The sequence below is a fragment of the Psychroserpens sp. NJDZ02 genome, from assembly GCF_004843725.1.
Classification (GTDB): domain Bacteria; phylum Bacteroidota; class Bacteroidia; order Flavobacteriales; family Flavobacteriaceae; genus Olleya.
Genome location: NZ_CP039451.1, coordinates 3,941,655 through 3,961,159 on the forward strand (window position 1 = coordinate 3,941,655; position 19,505 = coordinate 3,961,159).

Annotated in this window: 20 protein-coding genes and 1 pseudogene; all 21 read left to right on the plus strand. The window is 30.3% G+C overall.

The window, feature by feature from the left end; genetic code table 11:
* The first annotated feature begins 27 nt into the window (after positions 1 to 27).
* The 21 genes and pseudogenes from E9099_RS17350 (at position 28) to E9099_RS17455 (ending at position 19,503) form a co-directional block, all read left to right on the plus strand.
* Positions 28 to 1,887: a DUF4280 domain-containing protein gene (locus E9099_RS17350; protein WP_136584772.1), complete on the plus strand. Its 1,860-nt coding sequence runs from the start codon at positions 28 to 30 to the stop codon at positions 1,885 to 1,887.
* Positions 1,884 to 2,450 (plus strand): toxin-antitoxin system YwqK family antitoxin, encoded by a 567-nt coding sequence (locus E9099_RS17355; RefSeq protein ID WP_136584773.1) that lies wholly within the window; start codon positions 1,884 to 1,886, stop codon positions 2,448 to 2,450. Before E9099_RS17350 ends, E9099_RS17355 begins: the two co-directional genes overlap by 4 nt.
* Before the next feature lie 75 nt (positions 2,451 to 2,525).
* A complete protein-coding gene (locus tag E9099_RS17360) occupies positions 2,526 to 5,558 on the plus strand; it encodes a hypothetical protein (RefSeq protein WP_136584774.1) in 3,033 nt (1,010 codons plus the stop codon).
* A gap of 8 nt (positions 5,559 to 5,566) precedes the next feature.
* On the plus strand, positions 5,567 to 6,589 hold the full coding sequence (locus E9099_RS17365; protein WP_136584775.1) for a hypothetical protein: 1,023 nt from the start codon (positions 5,567 to 5,569) through the stop codon (positions 6,587 to 6,589).
* 24 nt (positions 6,590 to 6,613) lie between these two features.
* Positions 6,614 to 7,306 (plus strand): hypothetical protein, encoded by a 693-nt coding sequence (locus tag E9099_RS17370; RefSeq protein WP_136584776.1) that lies wholly within the window; start codon positions 6,614 to 6,616, stop codon positions 7,304 to 7,306.
* A 616-nt stretch (positions 7,307 to 7,922) separates the two neighbouring features.
* Positions 7,923 to 8,108 carry a DUF202 domain-containing protein gene (locus tag E9099_RS17375; RefSeq protein ID WP_136584777.1) on the plus strand — a complete coding sequence of 62 codons (186 nt, stop codon included), beginning with the start codon at positions 7,923 to 7,925 and terminating at the stop codon, positions 8,106 to 8,108.
* Positions 8,109 to 8,424: 316 nt separating this feature from the next.
* Complete coding sequence (locus E9099_RS17380) at positions 8,425 to 8,646, plus strand: hypothetical protein (protein WP_136584778.1); 222 nt, start codon at positions 8,425 to 8,427, stop codon at positions 8,644 to 8,646.
* A 289-nt stretch (positions 8,647 to 8,935) separates the two neighbouring features.
* Positions 8,936 to 9,319 (plus strand): hypothetical protein, encoded by a 384-nt coding sequence (locus tag E9099_RS17385; RefSeq protein ID WP_136584779.1) that lies wholly within the window; start codon positions 8,936 to 8,938, stop codon positions 9,317 to 9,319.
* Between the two features lie 8 nt (positions 9,320 to 9,327).
* A complete protein-coding gene (locus E9099_RS17390; protein WP_136584780.1) occupies positions 9,328 to 10,305 on the plus strand; it encodes a hypothetical protein in 978 nt (325 codons plus the stop codon).
* Positions 10,306 to 11,022: 717 nt separating this feature from the next.
* Positions 11,023 to 11,580 (plus strand): REP-associated tyrosine transposase, encoded by a 558-nt coding sequence (locus tag E9099_RS17400; RefSeq protein WP_136584781.1) that lies wholly within the window; start codon positions 11,023 to 11,025, stop codon positions 11,578 to 11,580.
* A gap of 89 nt (positions 11,581 to 11,669) precedes the next feature.
* Positions 11,670 to 11,882, plus strand: coding sequence for a hypothetical protein (locus tag E9099_RS17405; protein ID WP_136584782.1), 213 nt, complete (start codon positions 11,670 to 11,672; stop codon positions 11,880 to 11,882).
* Positions 11,883 to 12,163: 281 nt separating this feature from the next.
* A complete protein-coding gene (locus E9099_RS17410) occupies positions 12,164 to 13,042 on the plus strand; it encodes a hypothetical protein (protein ID WP_136584783.1) in 879 nt (292 codons plus the stop codon).
* 122 nt (positions 13,043 to 13,164) lie between these two features.
* Positions 13,165 to 13,323, plus strand: a pseudogene (locus E9099_RS17415) (transposase); the annotation flags it as partial.
* Between the two features lie 116 nt (positions 13,324 to 13,439).
* Positions 13,440 to 14,144, plus strand: coding sequence for a hypothetical protein (locus E9099_RS17420; RefSeq protein WP_136584784.1), 705 nt, complete (start codon positions 13,440 to 13,442; stop codon positions 14,142 to 14,144).
* A 361-nt stretch (positions 14,145 to 14,505) separates the two neighbouring features.
* The gene (locus E9099_RS17425; protein WP_136584785.1) at positions 14,506 to 15,492 is read left to right on the plus strand and encodes a hypothetical protein; all 987 of its coding nucleotides are present in this window, start codon (positions 14,506 to 14,508) and stop codon (positions 15,490 to 15,492) included.
* A 145-nt stretch (positions 15,493 to 15,637) separates the two neighbouring features.
* Complete coding sequence (locus tag E9099_RS17430) at positions 15,638 to 15,838, plus strand: hypothetical protein (protein ID WP_136584786.1); 201 nt, start codon at positions 15,638 to 15,640, stop codon at positions 15,836 to 15,838.
* 70 nt (positions 15,839 to 15,908) lie between these two features.
* Positions 15,909 to 16,118, plus strand: coding sequence for a hypothetical protein (locus E9099_RS17435; RefSeq protein WP_136584787.1), 210 nt, complete (start codon positions 15,909 to 15,911; stop codon positions 16,116 to 16,118).
* Positions 16,119 to 16,328: 210 nt separating this feature from the next.
* Positions 16,329 to 16,694, plus strand: coding sequence for a hypothetical protein (locus E9099_RS17440; protein ID WP_136584788.1), 366 nt, complete (start codon positions 16,329 to 16,331; stop codon positions 16,692 to 16,694).
* Between the two features lie 152 nt (positions 16,695 to 16,846).
* Positions 16,847 to 17,479, plus strand: coding sequence for a hypothetical protein (locus E9099_RS17445; RefSeq protein WP_136584789.1), 633 nt, complete (start codon positions 16,847 to 16,849; stop codon positions 17,477 to 17,479).
* Positions 17,480 to 17,992: 513 nt separating this feature from the next.
* The gene (locus tag E9099_RS17450; RefSeq protein ID WP_136584790.1) at positions 17,993 to 18,220 is read left to right on the plus strand and encodes a helix-turn-helix domain-containing protein; all 228 of its coding nucleotides are present in this window, start codon (positions 17,993 to 17,995) and stop codon (positions 18,218 to 18,220) included.
* 257 nt (positions 18,221 to 18,477) lie between these two features.
* Positions 18,478 to 19,503: a hypothetical protein gene (locus E9099_RS17455; protein ID WP_136584791.1), complete on the plus strand. Its 1,026-nt coding sequence runs from the start codon at positions 18,478 to 18,480 to the stop codon at positions 19,501 to 19,503.
* Positions 19,504 to 19,505: the final 2 nt, after the last annotated feature.

A 19,505-nucleotide genomic window follows, 5' to 3' on the forward strand; every position in this document is an offset into this window, starting at 1 on the left:
AATAGTTACTAAACATAGACTAAAAATATGAGTACAGGACATATAGTAGTAGATGGAGCAATCTGTAAGTGCCAATTTGGTTTTACGCCAGATGTATTGGTCGTTCAATCACAGCAAAAAGAATATATTAATGATTCTGCCGGTAGCAAAAAACTAATTGCTAATACCATGGATCTTGGTATGCCATTACAGGCAAAAACTTTTGGCCAATGTAAATTACAACCAACATCAAGTAGTTACCTGCCATGTGTCCCAGCAATAACCCAGTGGCAAGATTTTTATGATAAAGTAATATTATCCAATCAAGGACAAATATTAACAGAAAACAGTAAAGGTATCTGCGCTATTTCCGGCTCTCCTAGTGTGGAGTTTACGTGGCATGGACAAACAGTGGCAGCAGGAAGCAGTAACGTCGAAGAAGCAGATGAAGAAATTCAGAGTCATTTAAATCCATTAGTTAATGTCAAAGAGATGAGTCAAGCGCAGGAAACTATTTCTGGAGGTGTCTTTGATGAAAATATGCAAGAAGAGAAAAACTTGAAATTTGAAGCACACTTTTCTAGGCCTTATGACTATAGTGGAACATTTGGGTTTGATTGGATGAGATATACTTATATACTAGAAAACGATAGAAGAGAAAGTACCTGTAATGATTATCAAAAATTAAAAACCGAATATACTCCGTTTAAGATCGAAGGAGAATATTTTGTGCCCTGGTTATCTATGTTTCCTAAACAGAAAGGAGTAGAATTACTTCTAAGCGTTTATACGCATAATGACCATATACCCATTACTGAACAAGATATTATAAAACTCCCTTCTAAAAATGGTATACGTTTTGAACCTAATGAGGTAAAGGTGTCCGAAGCGGATATAGACGATGTTTTAATAAAAGTATATTGTGACGACCCTCTTACTGAAGATACGACTATAAAATTAAAGGACAAGGACAATACTATCGTAGGAAAAATACATTTTCTTAAAAATTCTAATCACGAAGACTTACATTTTGAAATTATTCCAATTAGAGTTTTAAGAGGGCAAAATAAAGATAGTGATGCAAAAAACCTTGAAGATAAACTATATGAAGGCCTTAAAGATATAAACAAAGATTTAAACAAAGATTTAAACAAAGATTTAAAAGGAAATTTACAAAACTTACAACAATACCTAAATACACAATCGCTAAATCAAGGACTACTTCAATGTAATATAGGCAAAGTCTATGACCTTGTAATTAATGAGGAAGAATGGCTAGAAGATGGTTTGATTATCGAAGAGAACAACAATATATTTTTAGGAGATTCAATTTCAAAATTCACAAAAGAGTTTGAGAATAAATATCCTTTACTTTCTAAAAAAAGAGGATTGTTTATGTTCCTATCACCATTACAAAATAAAGAAATGGCTGGACAAGGAATGTTAAATGATATTGATGGCAATAAATTGGCAATATATGATTCGGGATTAAGTGAACCCTCAATTTTTGCTCATGAAATTTCTCATGTGTTAGGTCTAACACATACTTTTAGAACATATCATGAAAGAGAAACTATAGATATGTTTAATGAAGAAATAAAGAGCTTTGATAGAATTTATCAAAAGATGTTAGATGCTAACACCCCAAAAAAGATAATTGCTCAAAAATGGAAGCTGGATAAAGAACGATACAAAGACTTACGTTCATACCTAAATATTCATTATAGAAATAAAGCCTTAACATTTGATCAAGCGACTACCGAAAATTTCATGGACTATCCAGATCTTCGTGATAGTAATGATGAAATTATAAGAAAAAACCCTTATAAAAAAACCAGTTATTCTAAATACCAATGGAAAGCAATGCAGGATGATGTTGTTAAATTTTATTCAAAAAAGAAACTATGAAAATTCTAAATATACTATTCCTTTTTATATCCTTTATTGTTTATTCACAACAACAGGAAGATTTCGAACGTTTAACTACTTCTATTAATACTAAGGTTTCAATTATAGATGGAGTAGAACTATTTTCTGATAGTAAACAGGAAATAATTTTTAATGGAAAATATAAGATTTTGATTACAACAAAAGTAGCGGACTATACAGGTATTAATTATAATTTAGGGGAATCAACAGGATATAGAGAACAAGGAACATTTAGCAAGGGGTACAAAAATAGTCTTTGGACAACTACTTATAAAAATAAATTGATAAAAACTGAAAATTGGAAATATGGTTTAATCCATGGAGAATATCGAGTGTATGACACTATACAGAAAATACAATATCGAACAGATTTTGGAACTGGAGGTAATGGTGAATATAAGGATTACTACAAAACAGGCATCCTTAAACAAGAAGGGAATTATCAAAATGGTAAAAAAGAAGGAGAATGGTGCACATATGATAGACAGGGAAAAATTATAAAAACAATAAATTATAAAAAAGGCTCTACAATAAATGAATAAAACGTGGCTTATTTTTGACGGTAATAAAGAAATAAAATTAAAAGAGAACTTATAAATAGTTGACAGGATTGGAATATGGCTAAAGCAAATAAACTTATAATAAAAAAAACCGATGGAGTAACAGTAGATAGTGAGAACTATCTAATTACTACCAATCCCCAAACGAAAATAGTAGTAACGGCAAATACAGATGAATTAGAACCTGATGAAATTGCCAATATACGATGGATTTGTAGTGCTTTTATTGGAAGGCCAAAAAATCTAGAGTATCATGCTGTTCTCAAAGGAAAAAAGATATATTTTAGTATATCAAAAGCAGCTACAGGAGGGGGGCTTATTTGGCTCGAGGCTGTTGCCCCCAATAAAGAACCAACTTATAAAGCACCTTATGGCTATTTTGTAAACACCATTGGCACCCCAAGTATAGATCGCGTTGAATGGAGAGAATATCAATCCGACAATAAAGGAGCGATTGTAAAAGATAAAAAGTTTTTTGGAGAAGGAATACAATTACATATATATACTTCTGGACTTTATGGCCATGACATAGAAGTATCATTATTAGATAAAAATCTAGTTTATTCTGATAAAATACTATTGTTAGACAAAGATATTAAAGACGAAACCAATAAACCTGTAAAACATTTTCAGCGTGAGGTAAAGAAATTAAAAAGTGTTAAAATTCCTGAAATATATCAGCAAAAAGTAATTATTAATGTCCGTGCGGATATGCAATGGATTAAAGAAGGAAAAGTATTAGAAGTTTATCCTATTGTTAAACCACTACTAAAAGATGCAAAACCGACTAGTTTTAAGGATACAATAGTAGTCATTAAAAAAAGAGAACAGAAAGAAAGAGCACTTATCAGTGCAACCAAATCTGGGAATAAACCCGTAAAAATTGGAAATATTGCAACAGATACAGCTGATTTCAAACCTTGCTTTTATACGAAGATTATTACAAGCTACACTTTTAAAGACGACGAGGAGAAAACTAGAGAAACAAAAGCTACTATTTACGATTCTAATAGTTCATTAAAACCTAAAAAAATGTCGTTTGCTGTTGTAGCAGGTCCAAGAGAAGGAAAAAGAAAAGTAAAAATAGAACTAGACACAGATACTTCATATTGTTTATTTGAACAAAACGAAAAACTTAAACACGAAGGAAGAGTTTTAAATTTTTCTAATATTGAAGATGCAATTGTCCTTAAAGATTCTGCTAGTCCCGCAAAAGAGAGCAAGCCTAAAGAGAAAAACATAAATGAAACTATATTTAAACAAATAGATAGTGGCAATGAAGGAAAATGGGGCAAAGTATTTGGTTCTGTAGATGTAGATTCTGTTATAGGTGGTTTTAAAAGATACACAGAAAAAAGTTTAGCAGTAAATAATGATAAATATTGTAAAGAAGCATCTTCGGATACAGAAGTTAACATTGGTATACCTTACAAATATGGAAAGAATACAGATAATGAACGCTTAAAAGATTTAGTTGCATATATTTGGCCAGCAAGTGCATCTAACATTCAGCAGTATCAAATAAGTATACAAACTTGCAGGCAAAAAAAGGTAGTACTCAATATTGATGCCTACCCAGACATCAGATGGACATTACAATTTTGTTACAATACAGATCCTGAAGAATTTAATAAAATACGAGGTCAATATAAAGACTATAAAGTACGTTTAGAGAAAGTAAATGAAGACGCTAAAGAAACCTATGACCATAAAATAGATAGAAATAAAGACCTTGCTGACAAATATGATAAAATGTCTAAAGAGGTTAAAGGCAATAAAGCTAAGTCAGAAAGAAAAATTAAAAAATTTGAAAGACAATTAAAAAAGGCATCTGGAGCTGAAAAGAAAAAACTTAAGAATAAGAAAAATGAAGCAATTAAACGAAAAGAAAATTTAAATAAACTACAAACCAAGTATAAGAATAAAAAAAACGAATACGAAGAGAAAATTACCAAACACGAAAAGAGTAAAGCAAAATATCAGAAAAAGGAAAGAAAAAAAGCAAATAAAGATCCTGAACTTAGTAAACAGCGTCCAGATTTGTACGACTTTGATGACAATCTGGAACATGGTATCTCAGATATTACTTTGGCTTTATGGGCAGAGTGGGATAGACCAACAGAAAAATTTGAAATCACCGCTGGCTATCAAAAGTACGTCGAGATGCTTAAGACTGTATTAAAATTTAAAAAAATTGTAGATGATATTTTTGGAGGAAAAAAAGAAGGTAATATTGACAAAAAAGGAAAAAAATATAACTCTAAAAACCCAAAACCTAAAAAGAAAGAATTAGATAGTACCGAAGCTGACAGAGAGAAAAAACTAAAAGCCATCTTGGGTCTATTTAAACTAAAACCATTAATGTCCGTAAACATTATACCTCCATCTGTAGCGTTGGCATGTTCTTGGCATGCAGCTAATCCTAAAAATAGCCATCAAAACGAAATTGGTACTACCATAGATATTAACGCTATATTTGATCCAATTATTGGTGCAGAAATTGTACTTAATTTTATGGCACTAGTAGAAAAATCACATCCTCTAGTAAAAGTAGCATTAACAATATTGGAATTAGGTGGTTTTGAAATACGCTTAGATCTCACTGTATCTGGGGTAGTGTTCTGTAAAGGGCATATCTTTTATAATACAGCTACAGGTGAAAACAATATTATGCCTGGAGACTTTAAGGACCTCAAAGATCCAACAACAGATAGTCCGTTAGTACTTGGTGGACGTATTGAAATGGAAGTTTATGCAGGTATTAAATTCACTAAAAAATATGAAGCTTGGAGCTATGAAGCTGTTATTGAGCTAAATGCTTATGCTAGTGTAGTAACTGGAATAACCATTTCCGGTTCTGTAGAATGGGTAAAAGACAATAATAATTACCCAGATGGTATTTATCTTAATCCAATACTTAAATTTCATGGATTGACAGTAACAATTGCAGCTAAAGGAAAAGGTGAATTTGGAAAAGTTGGTAGCGATGAATCAATTGCAGAAGTTGATGGAGAAGTAGGCGGTGAATACGTGGTAATGGACCCTTATGAGGCTGAATTAGATATGAAAATTCCTTTAGGTAGATGCTAATAAAACTTATGACAAATAAAACATTAATTTATATTTTAATATTGATCACTAATATTTCCTGTAATCAATCTAAAGAAAAAGATTTTATGAATACAATTTACACACAACAAGATATTTTAGATCTATACAAAACTGTACAACACTTTGAAGAAGAACAACATTACGGTGTACGCATTAAATCCGCTAATTGTAATTTTGAAATATTAATAAATGATAAGAAAGTTTTTTTTGTAAATAGAAATAAAATAGGTTCAGTAATTAACGGTGCTTATGCGCCTATTAATTACGGATTATTAAAAAGTGGTAATCAAAAAATTACAATACGTATACTGCCAGCTGTACAAAATCGTCAAACAGAGATAAAATATCCTACCTTGCAAAATGCACAATTAGATATTGAAATTGTGGCAGATGATTTTATGGATGGAGAATCTACAGGTGAATACTCAATTTTTGAGTGGGAATCGCCAAAAGAGATAAAATTTATAGAAAGTGAAGGGATAGAAATGCCTTACTTTACTCAACCAGATTTACCTGTTTTTGAACACCGAGATAGTTTTATAGCCGAAATTCCTTTTGATATTGATGGCTGGAATAATTCTGTTAATTTAATTACAAATGACAAGGAGGAATTAAAGGAATTAACAGAAGAAGCTGTTACTATTTTTAAAGAATTACATAAAAATTTCCAAGAAAAAAACTTAGATAAAATAGCAAATCTGGTATATCAAAAAGAAAAGAGGGTTGCGCAACAATTATATTTTAAAGAATCAGACTGTAGAGAAAATTGGGATTATTATACTGAAGATTATAAAAGCGATAACTTTACAATGGTACCTCTTGAAAACTTTAAACTAGTCTTTTTTGGTAACGGAAAAATGATAGGATTAGAATTAAATGGACCGAAGTTTCAATGGGATTCTGCACTATATTCTAAATATATTGAAAAAGGTAACAAAGGATACTCAAAAACTTTTTACCGTTTCTTACTTCATCGCCCTAAACCTGGTGCTCCATTAGAAGTAATTTAAAATATTAAGTAATTTTAAAAAATAGTGGCCTATTTAATCATATTATTTGTTTTATTTCTTGTCTTAATAATAATTATTGGAGAGTCTCAAAAAAACAAAAAAGAAAAAAAAAGAAAAAAACCAAATGTATCTAAAATTAAAGATTTATCGGTCGGAATTATTGAAATAAAAGGTCGACTAGAACAAATTGAAACTGTAATTTCTCCATTAACTAAATCCAATTGCATTGGGTATAAACATTTTAAAACACGCTATAATTCTTCTAGGTCTGTCAATCCAACTTCTATAAAAGGAAAAGTGTTTACGACCAAAAGAAATGAGAGATCTTTAAATTGGGAAACTGTTTCGACAGATACAGAATGTAAAGATTTCTACTTTGTAGATAATACGGGTAAAATAAAAATAAAAGGAAAAGGAATAGCAATTTTACTTAATAATATCAATCAAACTGATAGAAGAATTTCTAATGAATTAATGATTACAGAAAATTTACTATTACAAGATAACAGAGAATACGTATTAACGGGAACAGCTAGATATAATAAAAAAAATGAGTTAATTATTAAAAAAGACTCTAATGAGCTAATAATTAGCGACTCCTATATAAATGAATTACATAAAAGCAAATTATCTGATAAAATTAACAAATATGGTTTAATTATTATGCTTTTGTTAATTGTAGTGATAATCACATTTATTAACAGTTTACTTACTTAAATAAATATCATCACATTTTTTTAAGCCATGGGAACAAGAGTAATTTATAACATAAAATATAAAAAGGAAGAATTAACTCTAATATTTTAGGTTAACGATATAGAAGAAAAAAAATTTGATGATCTTGTAAGAAATATAGCCAATTATCTTAAGATGTAAAAGTTATTAATGGTCCTTATCAAGAAAAGTAAAAAAGCCTATTAAATCTAAAATTGGATTATTACCAACAGGTATAGTAGAAGTTAGAGGAAAACTAAAGAGTATTGATACCTTTACTTCTCCAAATTAGAAATCTAAATATGTTGGTTATTATTATGCTGAATTGCGCTATACTTCTTAACAAATTCGCACTTTAAAGACAGGAAAGAAGTTTCTAGATGAAGAGAACCGTCCATTACCTCCTGGAGATGCATTTAACATTTATAGAGAGAAGGATTTTAAAAGACGAAAATCTGAAGGCTTCCCTCCACCACTTTACAAAAGCAAAGTGCAAACGCCTGAGGCTACACCATCTCAACAAATAGAGCGTAACGCATATTGGCTTGATAAGGAACATTACGGAAATAGTGAATCAGCTTGGTATTAAATTTTGTAACATTTTAATTAAAATTAAACTATGGAAAATTCTAAACTCAAATGGGTAAAAATAATTATTGTTTTAATACTAATGTCGTTAAGTATTTGGCAGGCTAATAAACTGTTTAGTTTGAGAGATGGAGAAGCAGGAATATTGTTTTCTGCAGCAGCCATCGCATTTGCTATAGCGGCCATTGCTTTTTATTTTCAGAAAAAGAAAGAATAGCAACGTTATTGAGATAATTTTACGTTAAGTTTTCAAAACATACAGTCTCAAATTATTAATTTACTTAAAAACAGATAGAAAATATATTATAATGGATAGAGAAAATGGTACCCTCGCTAACACTCGTTTGTAACGAGTGCCGTACCGGTAAGTTCTACAAAAAGAATCAAATAACAAAAGCTATCTATTCATTTAGGTAGCTTTTTTTCAAGACATGAATTGTAAGCCTAAATTTTAAAATCCATCAGCACAATATATTGGATATATGTATTTATAAGGCAAGACTATTGTAGAAAATAAGAAAAGATATAATTATTTGTATATTGCTCTACTCCTACTCCGCGCATATTATTTTAGAGAGTTTAAGCATAACGCCATAAATGCTTCGTACCAAATTTTAATGTTTTTCAAAAAAAATAATACAGAAGAGGTTCTAAAAGAATATTTAAGAGAAAAAATCTATCCATTTGTAGTGGATAATGAAGGCAAAAGTTATGGTTTGTATTCTGCAGGTTCTGTTGAAAATCAATATAAATAAAATTCTAAAAATAATACGATGATTCACAAGTTTAGTCCATATATAATTATAATACTTCAAACGCTTGCTTGTATTTGGTATCTGTTACCCGAAAATAGCAGCACTCATGTTCCTGGAGGCTTTATAAAAATGATTATTTTTGGAAGTACAGCATTACTTCTACTAATTATATCCACCATTCTATATTTGATATATAAACCTTCCGAATTAATTTGGAAAATGCCTTTTATTATTTTCATTATAATGATACTGTTAGGTTGGTTCTACAACAAATAAAGCAAACAAATTTATGGCAACTAAAAATAGCATAAAGGTAATAAAGACAACTACAACTGTAGAGGTCAACGATACGGATCATTTATTAACTATAGAACCAGAAAAAAGTGTTACTCTAGAGTTAGCTAATACAGAAGGATTTACAGCTGAAGCTAAATGGCTAGCAGAAGGCAACATTAAAGCAGATGATAATGGACTCTATTTAGATTCTACTTGGTCTTTTCAAGGGTTAGCCTTTAAAGGAGAAGCTGAGCTCTCTGCAAAGGCAATAATGGAAAAAGATGATAATGGGGATCAAGACACATACACTATTGGCGATAAAGCTACTCTTACTTTTCAAGCCATAGCCAAACAAGATACTATACCTCTTGGCAAATGGTATTTCAATAAAAAATAAAAACTATAATGAAAACAAAAATAATTGCAATAACACTTTTACTAGCTTTACAAGCTTGTGCACAACAAAAAACCACTAATACTACTATGGAAGAAGAACTTTTAAATTATTATAAACAAATTAAGCAACCCACTACCCCTATAAATTATAACGCTTCGTTTTATAGTAGTGGCTGTAGCTTTGAGTTAAGGGTTAATGATGATTATGTCTACAACTATTATAGTACCGGTGGCATAGGGACAAGTTTTCCTATAAATCCTAATATATTAAAAGCGGGTAAACAACGTTTTAGTATAACACTATATCCCCCACGGTTAACTAACGGCGATTTTGCAAAGACCCTACCAAAAGATGCATCTTTTAAGTTAGATATAAAAGGCGTTGTGTTTGATGATGGTTTTGTAGACACTGTAGACGACGGTATTACTTTCGAATTACCAACTAAACCAGGAATTAACGATGATGGTGCAGAAACTATGATTTATGCTGACGAAGGACAACCTATAGCTGTCTATACAGGCTATTTTAATGCAGACGTGGAATACGATTTAGTAGGTTGGTCAGAGTCTGTAGATTTGCGTAAAGAAGATCCCGATAAATTATTAGAAGAGGCACTTAAATTATACAAAAGTGCAGGACGGGCCATAACGGAAGGTGATTATCAAACTTTTTTTACATTAACAGAAAAAAAAACAAAAGAAATTGCCCAATGCTATTATAGTGATAGCACTGGCATGATAAAGAACTTAAAACCTTATAAGAAATACGCCCTTTATAATGAAAAAAAACTACAACCTCTTGATGATTTTTCTGTTCAGTTTTTTGGTAATGGTAAAATGATCGGTTTGTATGATAATACTGGATCTTACAAAGGCAAACCATCACTCCAAATGGATTATAATAAAAATGACTTAGAATATGTTGGCTATCTATTCCTCCACCTCCACCGTCCTAAAAAAGGGGCACCATTAGAGATTATACGGTAATACTTTTAAAACAATAGATATTTATAATACGTGCGCTATAAAACTTAAAACTATTAGTTTATAGTAACATTAAATTGGGTTGGACTAAGATTAAAAATGCAAAATAAGTCTAAATAAGCTTTAATATATAAAAAGAGGAAACATCGGTTTTAAAACCTTTGTTTCCTTTTTACTTTATAGCTAATACCAAATTAACAATCCCCTAGTTATGTATAGTAATTAATCTAATGTGCTTTTGTACAGCACGTATAATTGTATATTGCATTTGTAATCGTCCCCGGCTAGCGCTCGTTTGTAACGAGTGCCGTACCGAGTAAGTTCTACAAAAGCATTAAAAATAAAAGCTATTTATTCATTTAGGTAGCTTTTTGTATTTTTAAGGTATGAGCAGAAAGCATAAATTTCATAATCCAACAGCAGCCTATTTTGTTTTGTTTGCTTCAGTATTATGGATAGATATGTTTACATGGTCAGATTATTTTAATATCCTAGTATAAAGTATTCTATAGAATAAAAAAGGATATAATTATTTACTTAGTTTTGTTAAAAGTCATCCCAAACGATTGTTAGCTTCATACAATCCTAAATTAGACAATTAATGTACCAATCCCCCGGCTAGCGCTCGTTTGTAACGAGTGCCGTACCGAGTAAGTTCTACAAAAGCATTAAAAATAAAAGCTATTTATTCATTTAGGTAGTTTTTTGTATTTTTAAGGTATGAGCAGAAAGCATAAATTTCATAATCCAACAGCAGCCTATTTTGTTTCTTTTGCCACAGTATATTGGATAGATGTATTTACTAGGCAGGAGTATTTTAATATTCTAGTGGAAAGCATAGACTATTGCAGAAAAGAAAAAGGTATGGAGTTATTTGCATATTGCTTTATGCCTAACCATGTGCATTTTGTGTTTAGAGATTCTAAGGAAGACCCAATGAGTCTATTGAGAGATTTTAAAAAATACACCTCTAAAAGAATATTAAAAGCAATTGAAGAAAACCCTAGCGAAAGTAGAAAAGAATGGTTATTATGGATGTTTAAAAGAGCAGGAAAAGAAAAAGGTAATGTATCAAAATATCAGTTTTGGCAGCACAATAACAAACCTATAGAGCTATGGAGTGCTACTGTTATAAAACAAAAAATAGATTACATCCATAACAACCCTGTTGTTTCTGGTTTTGTTAGTAACCCTATAGGTTGGAAATATAGTAGCGCTAATAATTTTGCAAATGATCATACGGTATTAAGAATTGATAATATTGGATTCTTAGGATAACATGAACGGCACTCGTTACAAACGAGCGCTAGCGGGGGGAATTAGATAATGTAAAAATTGATGGCAATTCTGCTGTAGCAGATTTTGTAATGATTAAAAAGGACCTAACGGTGCCGATTTATTTTGAAAAAGAAAATGATATTTGGAAACTCAATTTCCTACCATTTTTTAAGTTAGGAGAAAAAGGATTAAAAGAGGAAGAAGAGGACTATGATTTAACTGAGAATGAATTTGTACTTTTTTTAATAAAGAAAGGAAATTATAATGCCCCAAAAAATAACATTTGGAAACCAATAGAGTAATTTAAAATGAATCTCCCCGCGTGCGTATCGCTCGTGCCATTAGTAGTTGAGTAATATAATAATTAAAACTACGGCATTTATGTTGTAGTATTTTTATTTAAAAATTTTGTAGCTTTCCCGGGAGGACAATATTTTCCTTTCCCTAATGGAGCAACACCACGGTACAACGCATCAATAATACCAACTATACGTTCCACCTCTAGTAGTGGAATGTATCATGATAATGGTATTAATGAAAGAGTTATCGCTGACACAAAACAAAACCTTTTAAGCAAAAAAGAATGGAAATAGATATTGATAAAAATTATAATGACGCAAAAGTTTTTAAAAATTTTAAACGAGTTCCGTTTCTTATTACACAACTACCAGAAGCTAAGGATAAGGAATTTCTTGCTAAACATATAGGTTATTATGGTTTATTCAGTGAGCGTTTAATTAAAGAATCTGTGCCTAGTGATAAAGCTAGTCACAAGATAGATACACATATATATCTGGCGGTAACACTTTTTTTTGGAGTTCTTGGACCTCTTATTTTCACTATTGAGGAAGGGGGATTATTGCCATTGGGTATTTATTTATTTTTCATTGTATTGGGTGCATTTTTTGGTAAAATCACTTACAATTATTGGAAAAAATATCAAGAAACTGCAGATTATTGCTTCATGCTATTAGATAGAGTTAATACTTTGATTACTTTACCTAAAATAGGAGACAAAGAATATTTAAAAATACCTTTTTCCCATTTGCGCGTTTCTATACACGCGATAGGAGGTTCTGCTACTACTTACTCAGGTAAAAAACTTTGGTTTTATAGAGATTATTCATCTAATATAGTTAAAAGACATAATGCCTACATATCTAGAGGTGGATTCTACCCTAGTACACCTCAACAAGATTGGTCATTTTATGTCTGGTATATGGATAAAAACCGTCCTTTACCACCAGGCACTGCTTTTGATGAATTTAGAGAAAAAGATTTTGAGCGACGTAAGTCGGAAGGTTTCCCAAAACCTTTGTTTAAAAGCCTAATACCAACTCCCGAAGCTACAGCAGAACAACAATTAGTTCGCGAAGCTTTTTGGAGAGATGAAGATTATATTGCCTCAGAAGAAGAAGCGCACTATAGTTTATTGAGAAAAAAGCCAAAAAATAAATCTTAGCTTATAATTCGCATCTCCCGCTAGCGCTCGTTTGTAACGAGTGCCGTAGCGAGTAAGTTCTATAAAAGAATTAAAAATAAAAGCTATCTATTGATTTAGGTAGCTTTTTGTATTTTTAAGTTATGAGTAGAAAATATAAATTTCATAATCCAACAGCAGCCTATTTTGTTTCTTTTGCCACAGTATATTGGATAGATGTATTTACAAGGCAGGAGTATTTTAATATTCTAGTGGAAAGCATAGACTATTGCAGAAAAGAAAAAGGTATGGAGTTATTTGCTTAGTTTTGTATGCACTCGTTGCAAACGAGCGCTAGCATTAGAAAAAGACCAACAGATTAATATTGTTGATCTTGACAATATTGAAAATTTAACGAGATTTAAACAACCAAAAATAAATGAGTAAATATATTGAACATAGAATACTTCAATATCCTAGAAGTATTGATATAGAAATTGTAAAACCAAAAAGGGGCGCCATAATAACTACTGCTAATGATGAGTTTTTTATTGAATCACACAGAGCTAATTCAGTTGGGGCTATTACTTTAGGAACTATATTTTTTTTAATTGGTTTTTTTGGCTATTACTATCATGGTAATGGTAACCCTAGTTTTCTAGATTTAATTTTTATGCTCCCTGGTCTATTTTTAATTTTATTAGGCACTTTAAAGCCCAAAAAGCACATGCAACTCCATTTTGACAGACAAAAAGGCATTATTTCTTACCCAGCTCCTTTTTTTGGCAAACCTTTAGTTGGGCCTTTCAATACTTTGAAAGCTTTAATAGGAGTTTCTGGAGATATTGATGGCTACTCACCTACTGAGTATTTAAAGTTAGTAAATACATTTAGACCTCGAGTTTTAGATGTGTTAAAAACCATTACTTACGAAGACCCTTATGAAGAGTGGAGCTTATATGTTTGGTATATGGATAAAAACCGCCCATTACCACCTGGAACAGCTTTTGATGCCTATAGAGATAAAGATTTTGAACGCCGTAAGGCAGCAGGTTTTCAAAAGCCTTTATATACAAGTAATACTGCGACACCAGAGGCAACACCTGAACAGCAAGCAGAACGTTTATTAATTGGTGAATGGTAATTTATTTGAGAAAATGACTAAGAAAAAAAGTGTCCCCGCTAGCACTCGTTTGTAACGAGTGCCGTACCGGTAAGTTCTACAAAAAGAACAAAAAAACAAAAGCCATCTATTCATTTAGGTAGCTTTATTTTAAGACATGAATTGTAAGCCTAAATTTTATAATCCAACAGCTGTATATTTTGCTTCGTTTACTACAGTATATTGTATACATGTAATTATAAGGCAAGACGATTGTAGAAAATAATAAAAGATATAATTATTTGTATATTGCTCTACTTCTACTTCACGCATATTATTTTAGAGAGCTTTAAGCATAACACTAAGCAAGTAGTTACCTAAAAAAAAATAAAATAGAAGCCTAATGAAAAGCTACTTTAAAAAAGAAGAAAAATTGTTCCCCATAAAAGGAACGGAGCATTTTTATGCCTACCGATGGTTTTTTATACCTTTTTTAATCGTTTGGTTACATAATTTTGAAGTCTTAACCTATGGAGGAGGAATGGATGGACCTACTAACTACTTTTTACTACTAATTAGCAGTATACTTTGTTTACAGGTATATTTACTTACAATCCGTACAGGCCCTAAGTGGCAACAATATTTTTATAAAATAGGTCTATTTTTGGTTAGTGTAAATATTCTTTTAGGCTTTTTTAACAAATATAGCGAAAGAGACGATGTTTGGTTTAATGAACAAGATGAAATTAATATTAGAAAATTAGATGAACACTATTTAAGCGGTTTAAAATTATTAGATACTAATAAAGCATTTGTGGTGGGTAAATTTAAAAAAAGAATAAGGCCACTTGCTGGGCCAAGTGGTATTAAACATCATAATTACACATTTGATCAACAAGATAGTATTTACAAAGAATATCTCATACCTTCTGATTTTACAGAATATTGTATTTTGTTAAATAAGACAGAAAGTTATACTCCGAAAATGATAATTTCAAATTATTATGACTGGCAATATCCTGATTATAATATATATATATATATGAATGGTTTGGAATGTTCTCAAACAGCCTATCAACCCGAAAAAGGTGATGAAACACATTGTTTTACAGAATTTGGAGAAAAAGGAAGACCTCGAAATTTTCAATCTATCGGTTATGTTTTTAAAGCTTCAGGAGGTTGGCCTGTATTTAAAGAGCGTTTACAAAAATACCATTTGGCTATTCAAGATTTTTTTTTCCCAACCTACGTCCGTAGAGATTTAATTAACGACCCCTATTTTTTAATAGAGAAAGGAAAATTTAAAGAGGCTAAAGCTGGTTTAAGTAACTTGCCAGAAGAACGCAGATTATTCTGTGAAGCAAAATTAAAAGCTTTGGACAAGTGGTGATATTATGAAAAGATACTTTAAAAAAGAAGAAAAATTGTTCCCCATAAAAGGAACGGAGTATTTTTATGCCTACCGATGGGTTTTTATACCTTTTTTAATCGTTGGTTACATAATTTTGAAGTTTTAACCTTTTAAGCAAAAAACAATGGAAATAGAGATTGAAGATCTTACCTACAAAGTTGAAGGCTGGAATAATAGTAAAGTTTTTAAGAAGGCAGACTCTTTAGAAATTATGAAACAGGTATTAAAATACTATAACGAATTAAAAAGTATTCTAAATGCAGGCGATACCTTAGAATGGAAAAAGCGAATTAGTAAGAAAAGAAATTTGGAAAATTTCCTATGAAAAAGAATCAAATTTTGATGAAAATTGGAAAAGTATTTTAACCGAGATAAAAGAAGAATCTAAAGGAAATATGTTACCAATTGAAGATTATGAACTAAAATTCTATACAAACGCCAGAATTGTATCATTAGAACGAAGGGAAACTGATTTCTTTGAAGATATTGAAGTAAATATCAAAGGTTGGAATGCTTTAATATTTAATGATGAAGGTTCTATATATGCAATAGGAACTAAATTACATATGCCTGCAGGTAGTGATACTTTTGAAATAATAAGATAACACTAAATTAAAGCTTTTAAAAATAATTAGTCTATAAACATGATTTCATTTGGTCTACCTCAATCCCCAGATTATATAACCTATCTAATTTATGGAATACTGATCGCATTTTCTTTATTGCTTTTAAAAAAAATAAGAAAAAGCAAAGATCAAAAAAAAGGATACAGTATTCTTTTATTTTATCTTTTGACAGGTGTTCCTTTTTGTTATATGTTCATAGGATTAACATTTGGAGCCACCCATGCATTATATGGTGTAATAACTTACCCAAAATATGACGCTACGATAGTAGATAGTGTATCTAAATTCTATAAAAGAAGTAATACAGGAAACAAGATTTACTTTAATTATGCAATTCTTGAGTTAGAGGATAAAACAGGTAATATAATCCGTATCGATAGTAACGAGGGAACAAGTGAAGAAATAATCAAAGGAAAGTCTGCAAGTATTTTCTATAAAGATGGTATTATTATAAAAAAATCATTTTGGTCTATTGTATTGTTCATCGGAACTATTTTAGTTTCTATGCTTATGACTATTGGTTTAAGCTTTTCATTTTACAATAAAATAGAGTAAGAAAATCAAAAATTGAAAGGTATCGATGCTTACATAAAGATCTAAAATACGCGTAAGTATAATGATGATAGTACCAACAATGACATGGATAACAAAAAACTATAGGAGCCAAAATATTTTAACTAATTATAAAATAATATTTCATATTAATTTTGGGAACAAATACAAAATCAACAATAATTAAAGGTTTAAAAACGATTGTTTTTCTTGCTTTAGGTCTATTTTTAATAGACACTCTTGGTATTATTTTAGGCATGTTATGCTTATTTCTAATAACTATTTTATTTATTCTAATACCTTCAAAACAAGATAAAAATATAAGAAGATTAAAAAAAGAGCTTCCAATAACAAGAATAAAAGATTTAAAAACTGGACTTGTAAAAATTGAGGGCACTGTAGAAGCCATTACACCATTAATTTCAAAGTTAACAGAAAAAAAATGTATAGCATATACCTACAAAGTTGAGTCCGTTAGATATATTAGATCTGGTGGAATTGGCAAGTCTACTTCAAGCTTTTCTACAATAGAGAATAATTTATATTGTGATAAATTTATAATAAAAGACGAAACTGGTTCTGTTGAAGTTTCTTCCCAAAATATAATTATTGATTGTTTAACAAACCTTGTTGTAAAGAGAGAGATCAATAAAAGATTTTCGGAACAACGATTAAAAAACAAGGTAAAAGTAATATTAATCGGTTTTTGTAATAAAGACAATATAATAGAAGAGGATAAGGCTACAAATACATTTCTGCTATACAAGTTAAAAAAGGGCCGCCATTAAGAGATTATAAGATAATAAGTTTGAAAATAAAATTAATTCCCCGCTGGCGCTTATTTGTAACGAGTGCAATACCGAGTATGCTCTACAAACAGAAATAAACAATATAAGTTATCTAAATATTTAGATAGCTTGTATTGTTTTTAACTTATAATTAGAAATCATAATCCAATAGCAGCTTATTCTGCTTAGTTTGTCACGGTGTATTGGATAAATGTATTGACAAGGCAAGAGTATTTCAATTTTCTAATAAAAAGTATAGATTATTGCATAAAATAAAAAAAAATGTAATTATTTGTATATTGCTTTTCGAAAAAAAAGATTTTAAAAAGTCTAAAAAAGGAAAAGGGATAAGTAAAAATCTGGAAAACCATTACCCTCGGAAAAATTTAAAATTCTTAAAGAATTTACTTATTTTAAAGAAATCCAAGTTTAAATCATAAGTTCCAAACCAATATTAAAAATAGATGGAGCTAGCCCCACCTATTTTAGGCTCAATATTTATATTCGTTTTGGATGAAACATTACAAACAATTGACCTTGTTACAAAGGTATCAAATCTCTACATTATTACAGACCGGAATTACTATTACACAACTAGCAAAAATTATTGGTATTAATAAAAGTACTGTATCAAGAGAATTAAAAAGGAATACTCCCAGTAGAGGTCGTACAGCTGGCATTTACATTGCAAAATACCCGCAATATAAAGCGATTAATAGACATTGCCTAAAACAAAAATGAATCGCCTTAACTGATGAACTTAAAAAACGAATAGCCGATTTAATGGAACATGAGAAGTGGAGTCCTAAATTATCATTTGCTGGTGTGATTTTAGATTTAAAAGCTTCAGTTAAGGTTTCTATTGAAAAAAGATTCAGAACCATTATTTGAAGAATCAGCAGATACTAGTAAACAATTTGTAATAATGGATGCTTATGAACATGTTTTTGACACTAAAATAGCATTAATTTCCAGCTAATAAATTTTAAATGATAACAATGATAAAAAATATTTTAATTTATATCTCACTATTTATAAATATAGTTTCTTGTGCTCAAGAAAAAAAAGAAAACACTATTATGGCAACAACAAATATTAAGGAAAAAGATATCTATGACCTTTATAAAACAGTAGAATACTATGATAATGAAATTCATTATGGAATAATACTATCCAGTTCTAATTGTAATTTTGAAATATTAATAAATGATGTAAAAGTACTTTTCTATCATGATGTAGCAGTTGGACAAGTAGCAAATGGACTTTACACACCAATTAACCAAGCTATATATAATAGAGGTAAACAAAAAATAGAAATAAGACTATATCCTGGCTTAAATAAAAAAACAAACAAACCAGAACAAGAATTAGGTAATTCTCATTTAAGTATTGATATAGTGGCCAATACTCTAAAAGATGGGCAATCTACAGATGAAGAAACTATATTCTCTTGGCAAGCACCAACAGACCCCAGAAAAAACAGAAAAGATAATATACCGTGGTTTAGCCATCCAGAAATGCCTTATTATGAAGAAAACACTAGTTTCATAGCAGAGGTACCATATACCGTTTCAAAATTAGAAAACTCTCAAGTATTAATTACTAAAGATAACGATAGCTTAAAAGAATTAACCAAAGAGGTCTTCCTTTTTTATTCTGAGATGAAAACTATTTATCAGAAAAAAGATAAAGCAAAACTGGCAGAAAAAGTATACGAAAAAGAAAAAGTAATAGCTCAACAATTATATCTTACCAAAGATGGGATACAGAATAGATGGGATGATGATTATTTAGTGAATTTTGACTCAAAAAAAAGAAAAGATTTTATAATGGAGCCTATTGAAAACTACAAGTTGGTGTTTTATGGTAATGGTCGGTTAGTTACTCTAGAACGTATTGAACAAAAATACCGTGGAGAATCAGCTTTAATGTCAAGTTATGAAGAAGATGGAGATGAGTATAATAGTCACTATGATATACTATTGCATCGTCCTAAACGCAATGTTAAATTAGAAATTAGATAGTA

What these genes read in the sequence shown, in the direction of transcription:
- E9099_RS17350 (WP_136584772.1), top strand. Translation starts at nt 28, where the DNA reads ATGAGTACAGGACATATAGTAGTAGATGGAGCAATCTGTAAGTGCCAA.
- E9099_RS17355 (WP_136584773.1), top strand. Translation starts at nt 1,884, where the DNA reads ATGAAAATTCTAAATATACTATTCCTTTTTATATCCTTTATTGTTTAT.
- E9099_RS17360 (WP_136584774.1), top strand. Translation starts at nt 2,526, where the DNA reads ATGGCTAAAGCAAATAAACTTATAATAAAAAAAACCGATGGAGTAACA.
- E9099_RS17365 (WP_136584775.1), top strand. Translation starts at nt 5,567, where the DNA reads ATGACAAATAAAACATTAATTTATATTTTAATATTGATCACTAATATT.
- E9099_RS17375 (WP_136584777.1), top strand. Translation starts at nt 7,923, where the DNA reads ATGGAAAATTCTAAACTCAAATGGGTAAAAATAATTATTGTTTTAATA.
- E9099_RS17385 (WP_136584779.1), top strand. Translation starts at nt 8,936, where the DNA reads ATGGCAACTAAAAATAGCATAAAGGTAATAAAGACAACTACAACTGTA.
- E9099_RS17390 (WP_136584780.1), top strand. Translation starts at nt 9,328, where the DNA reads ATGAAAACAAAAATAATTGCAATAACACTTTTACTAGCTTTACAAGCT.
- E9099_RS17400 (WP_136584781.1), top strand. Translation starts at nt 11,023, where the DNA reads ATGAGCAGAAAGCATAAATTTCATAATCCAACAGCAGCCTATTTTGTT.
- E9099_RS17405 (WP_136584782.1), top strand. Translation starts at nt 11,670, where the DNA reads ATGATTAAAAAGGACCTAACGGTGCCGATTTATTTTGAAAAAGAAAAT.
- E9099_RS17410 (WP_136584783.1), top strand. Translation starts at nt 12,164, where the DNA reads ATGGAAATAGATATTGATAAAAATTATAATGACGCAAAAGTTTTTAAA.
- E9099_RS17420 (WP_136584784.1), top strand. Translation starts at nt 13,440, where the DNA reads ATGAGTAAATATATTGAACATAGAATACTTCAATATCCTAGAAGTATT.
- E9099_RS17425 (WP_136584785.1), top strand. Translation starts at nt 14,506, where the DNA reads ATGAAAAGCTACTTTAAAAAAGAAGAAAAATTGTTCCCCATAAAAGGA.
- E9099_RS17430 (WP_136584786.1), top strand. Translation starts at nt 15,638, where the DNA reads ATGGAAATAGAGATTGAAGATCTTACCTACAAAGTTGAAGGCTGGAAT.
- E9099_RS17435 (WP_136584787.1), top strand. Translation starts at nt 15,909, where the DNA reads ATGTTACCAATTGAAGATTATGAACTAAAATTCTATACAAACGCCAGA.
- E9099_RS17440 (WP_136584788.1), top strand. Translation starts at nt 16,329, where the DNA reads ATGTTCATAGGATTAACATTTGGAGCCACCCATGCATTATATGGTGTA.
- E9099_RS17450 (WP_136584790.1), top strand. Translation starts at nt 17,993, where the DNA reads ATGAAACATTACAAACAATTGACCTTGTTACAAAGGTATCAAATCTCT.
- E9099_RS17455 (WP_136584791.1), top strand. Translation starts at nt 18,478, where the DNA reads ATGATAAAAAATATTTTAATTTATATCTCACTATTTATAAATATAGTT.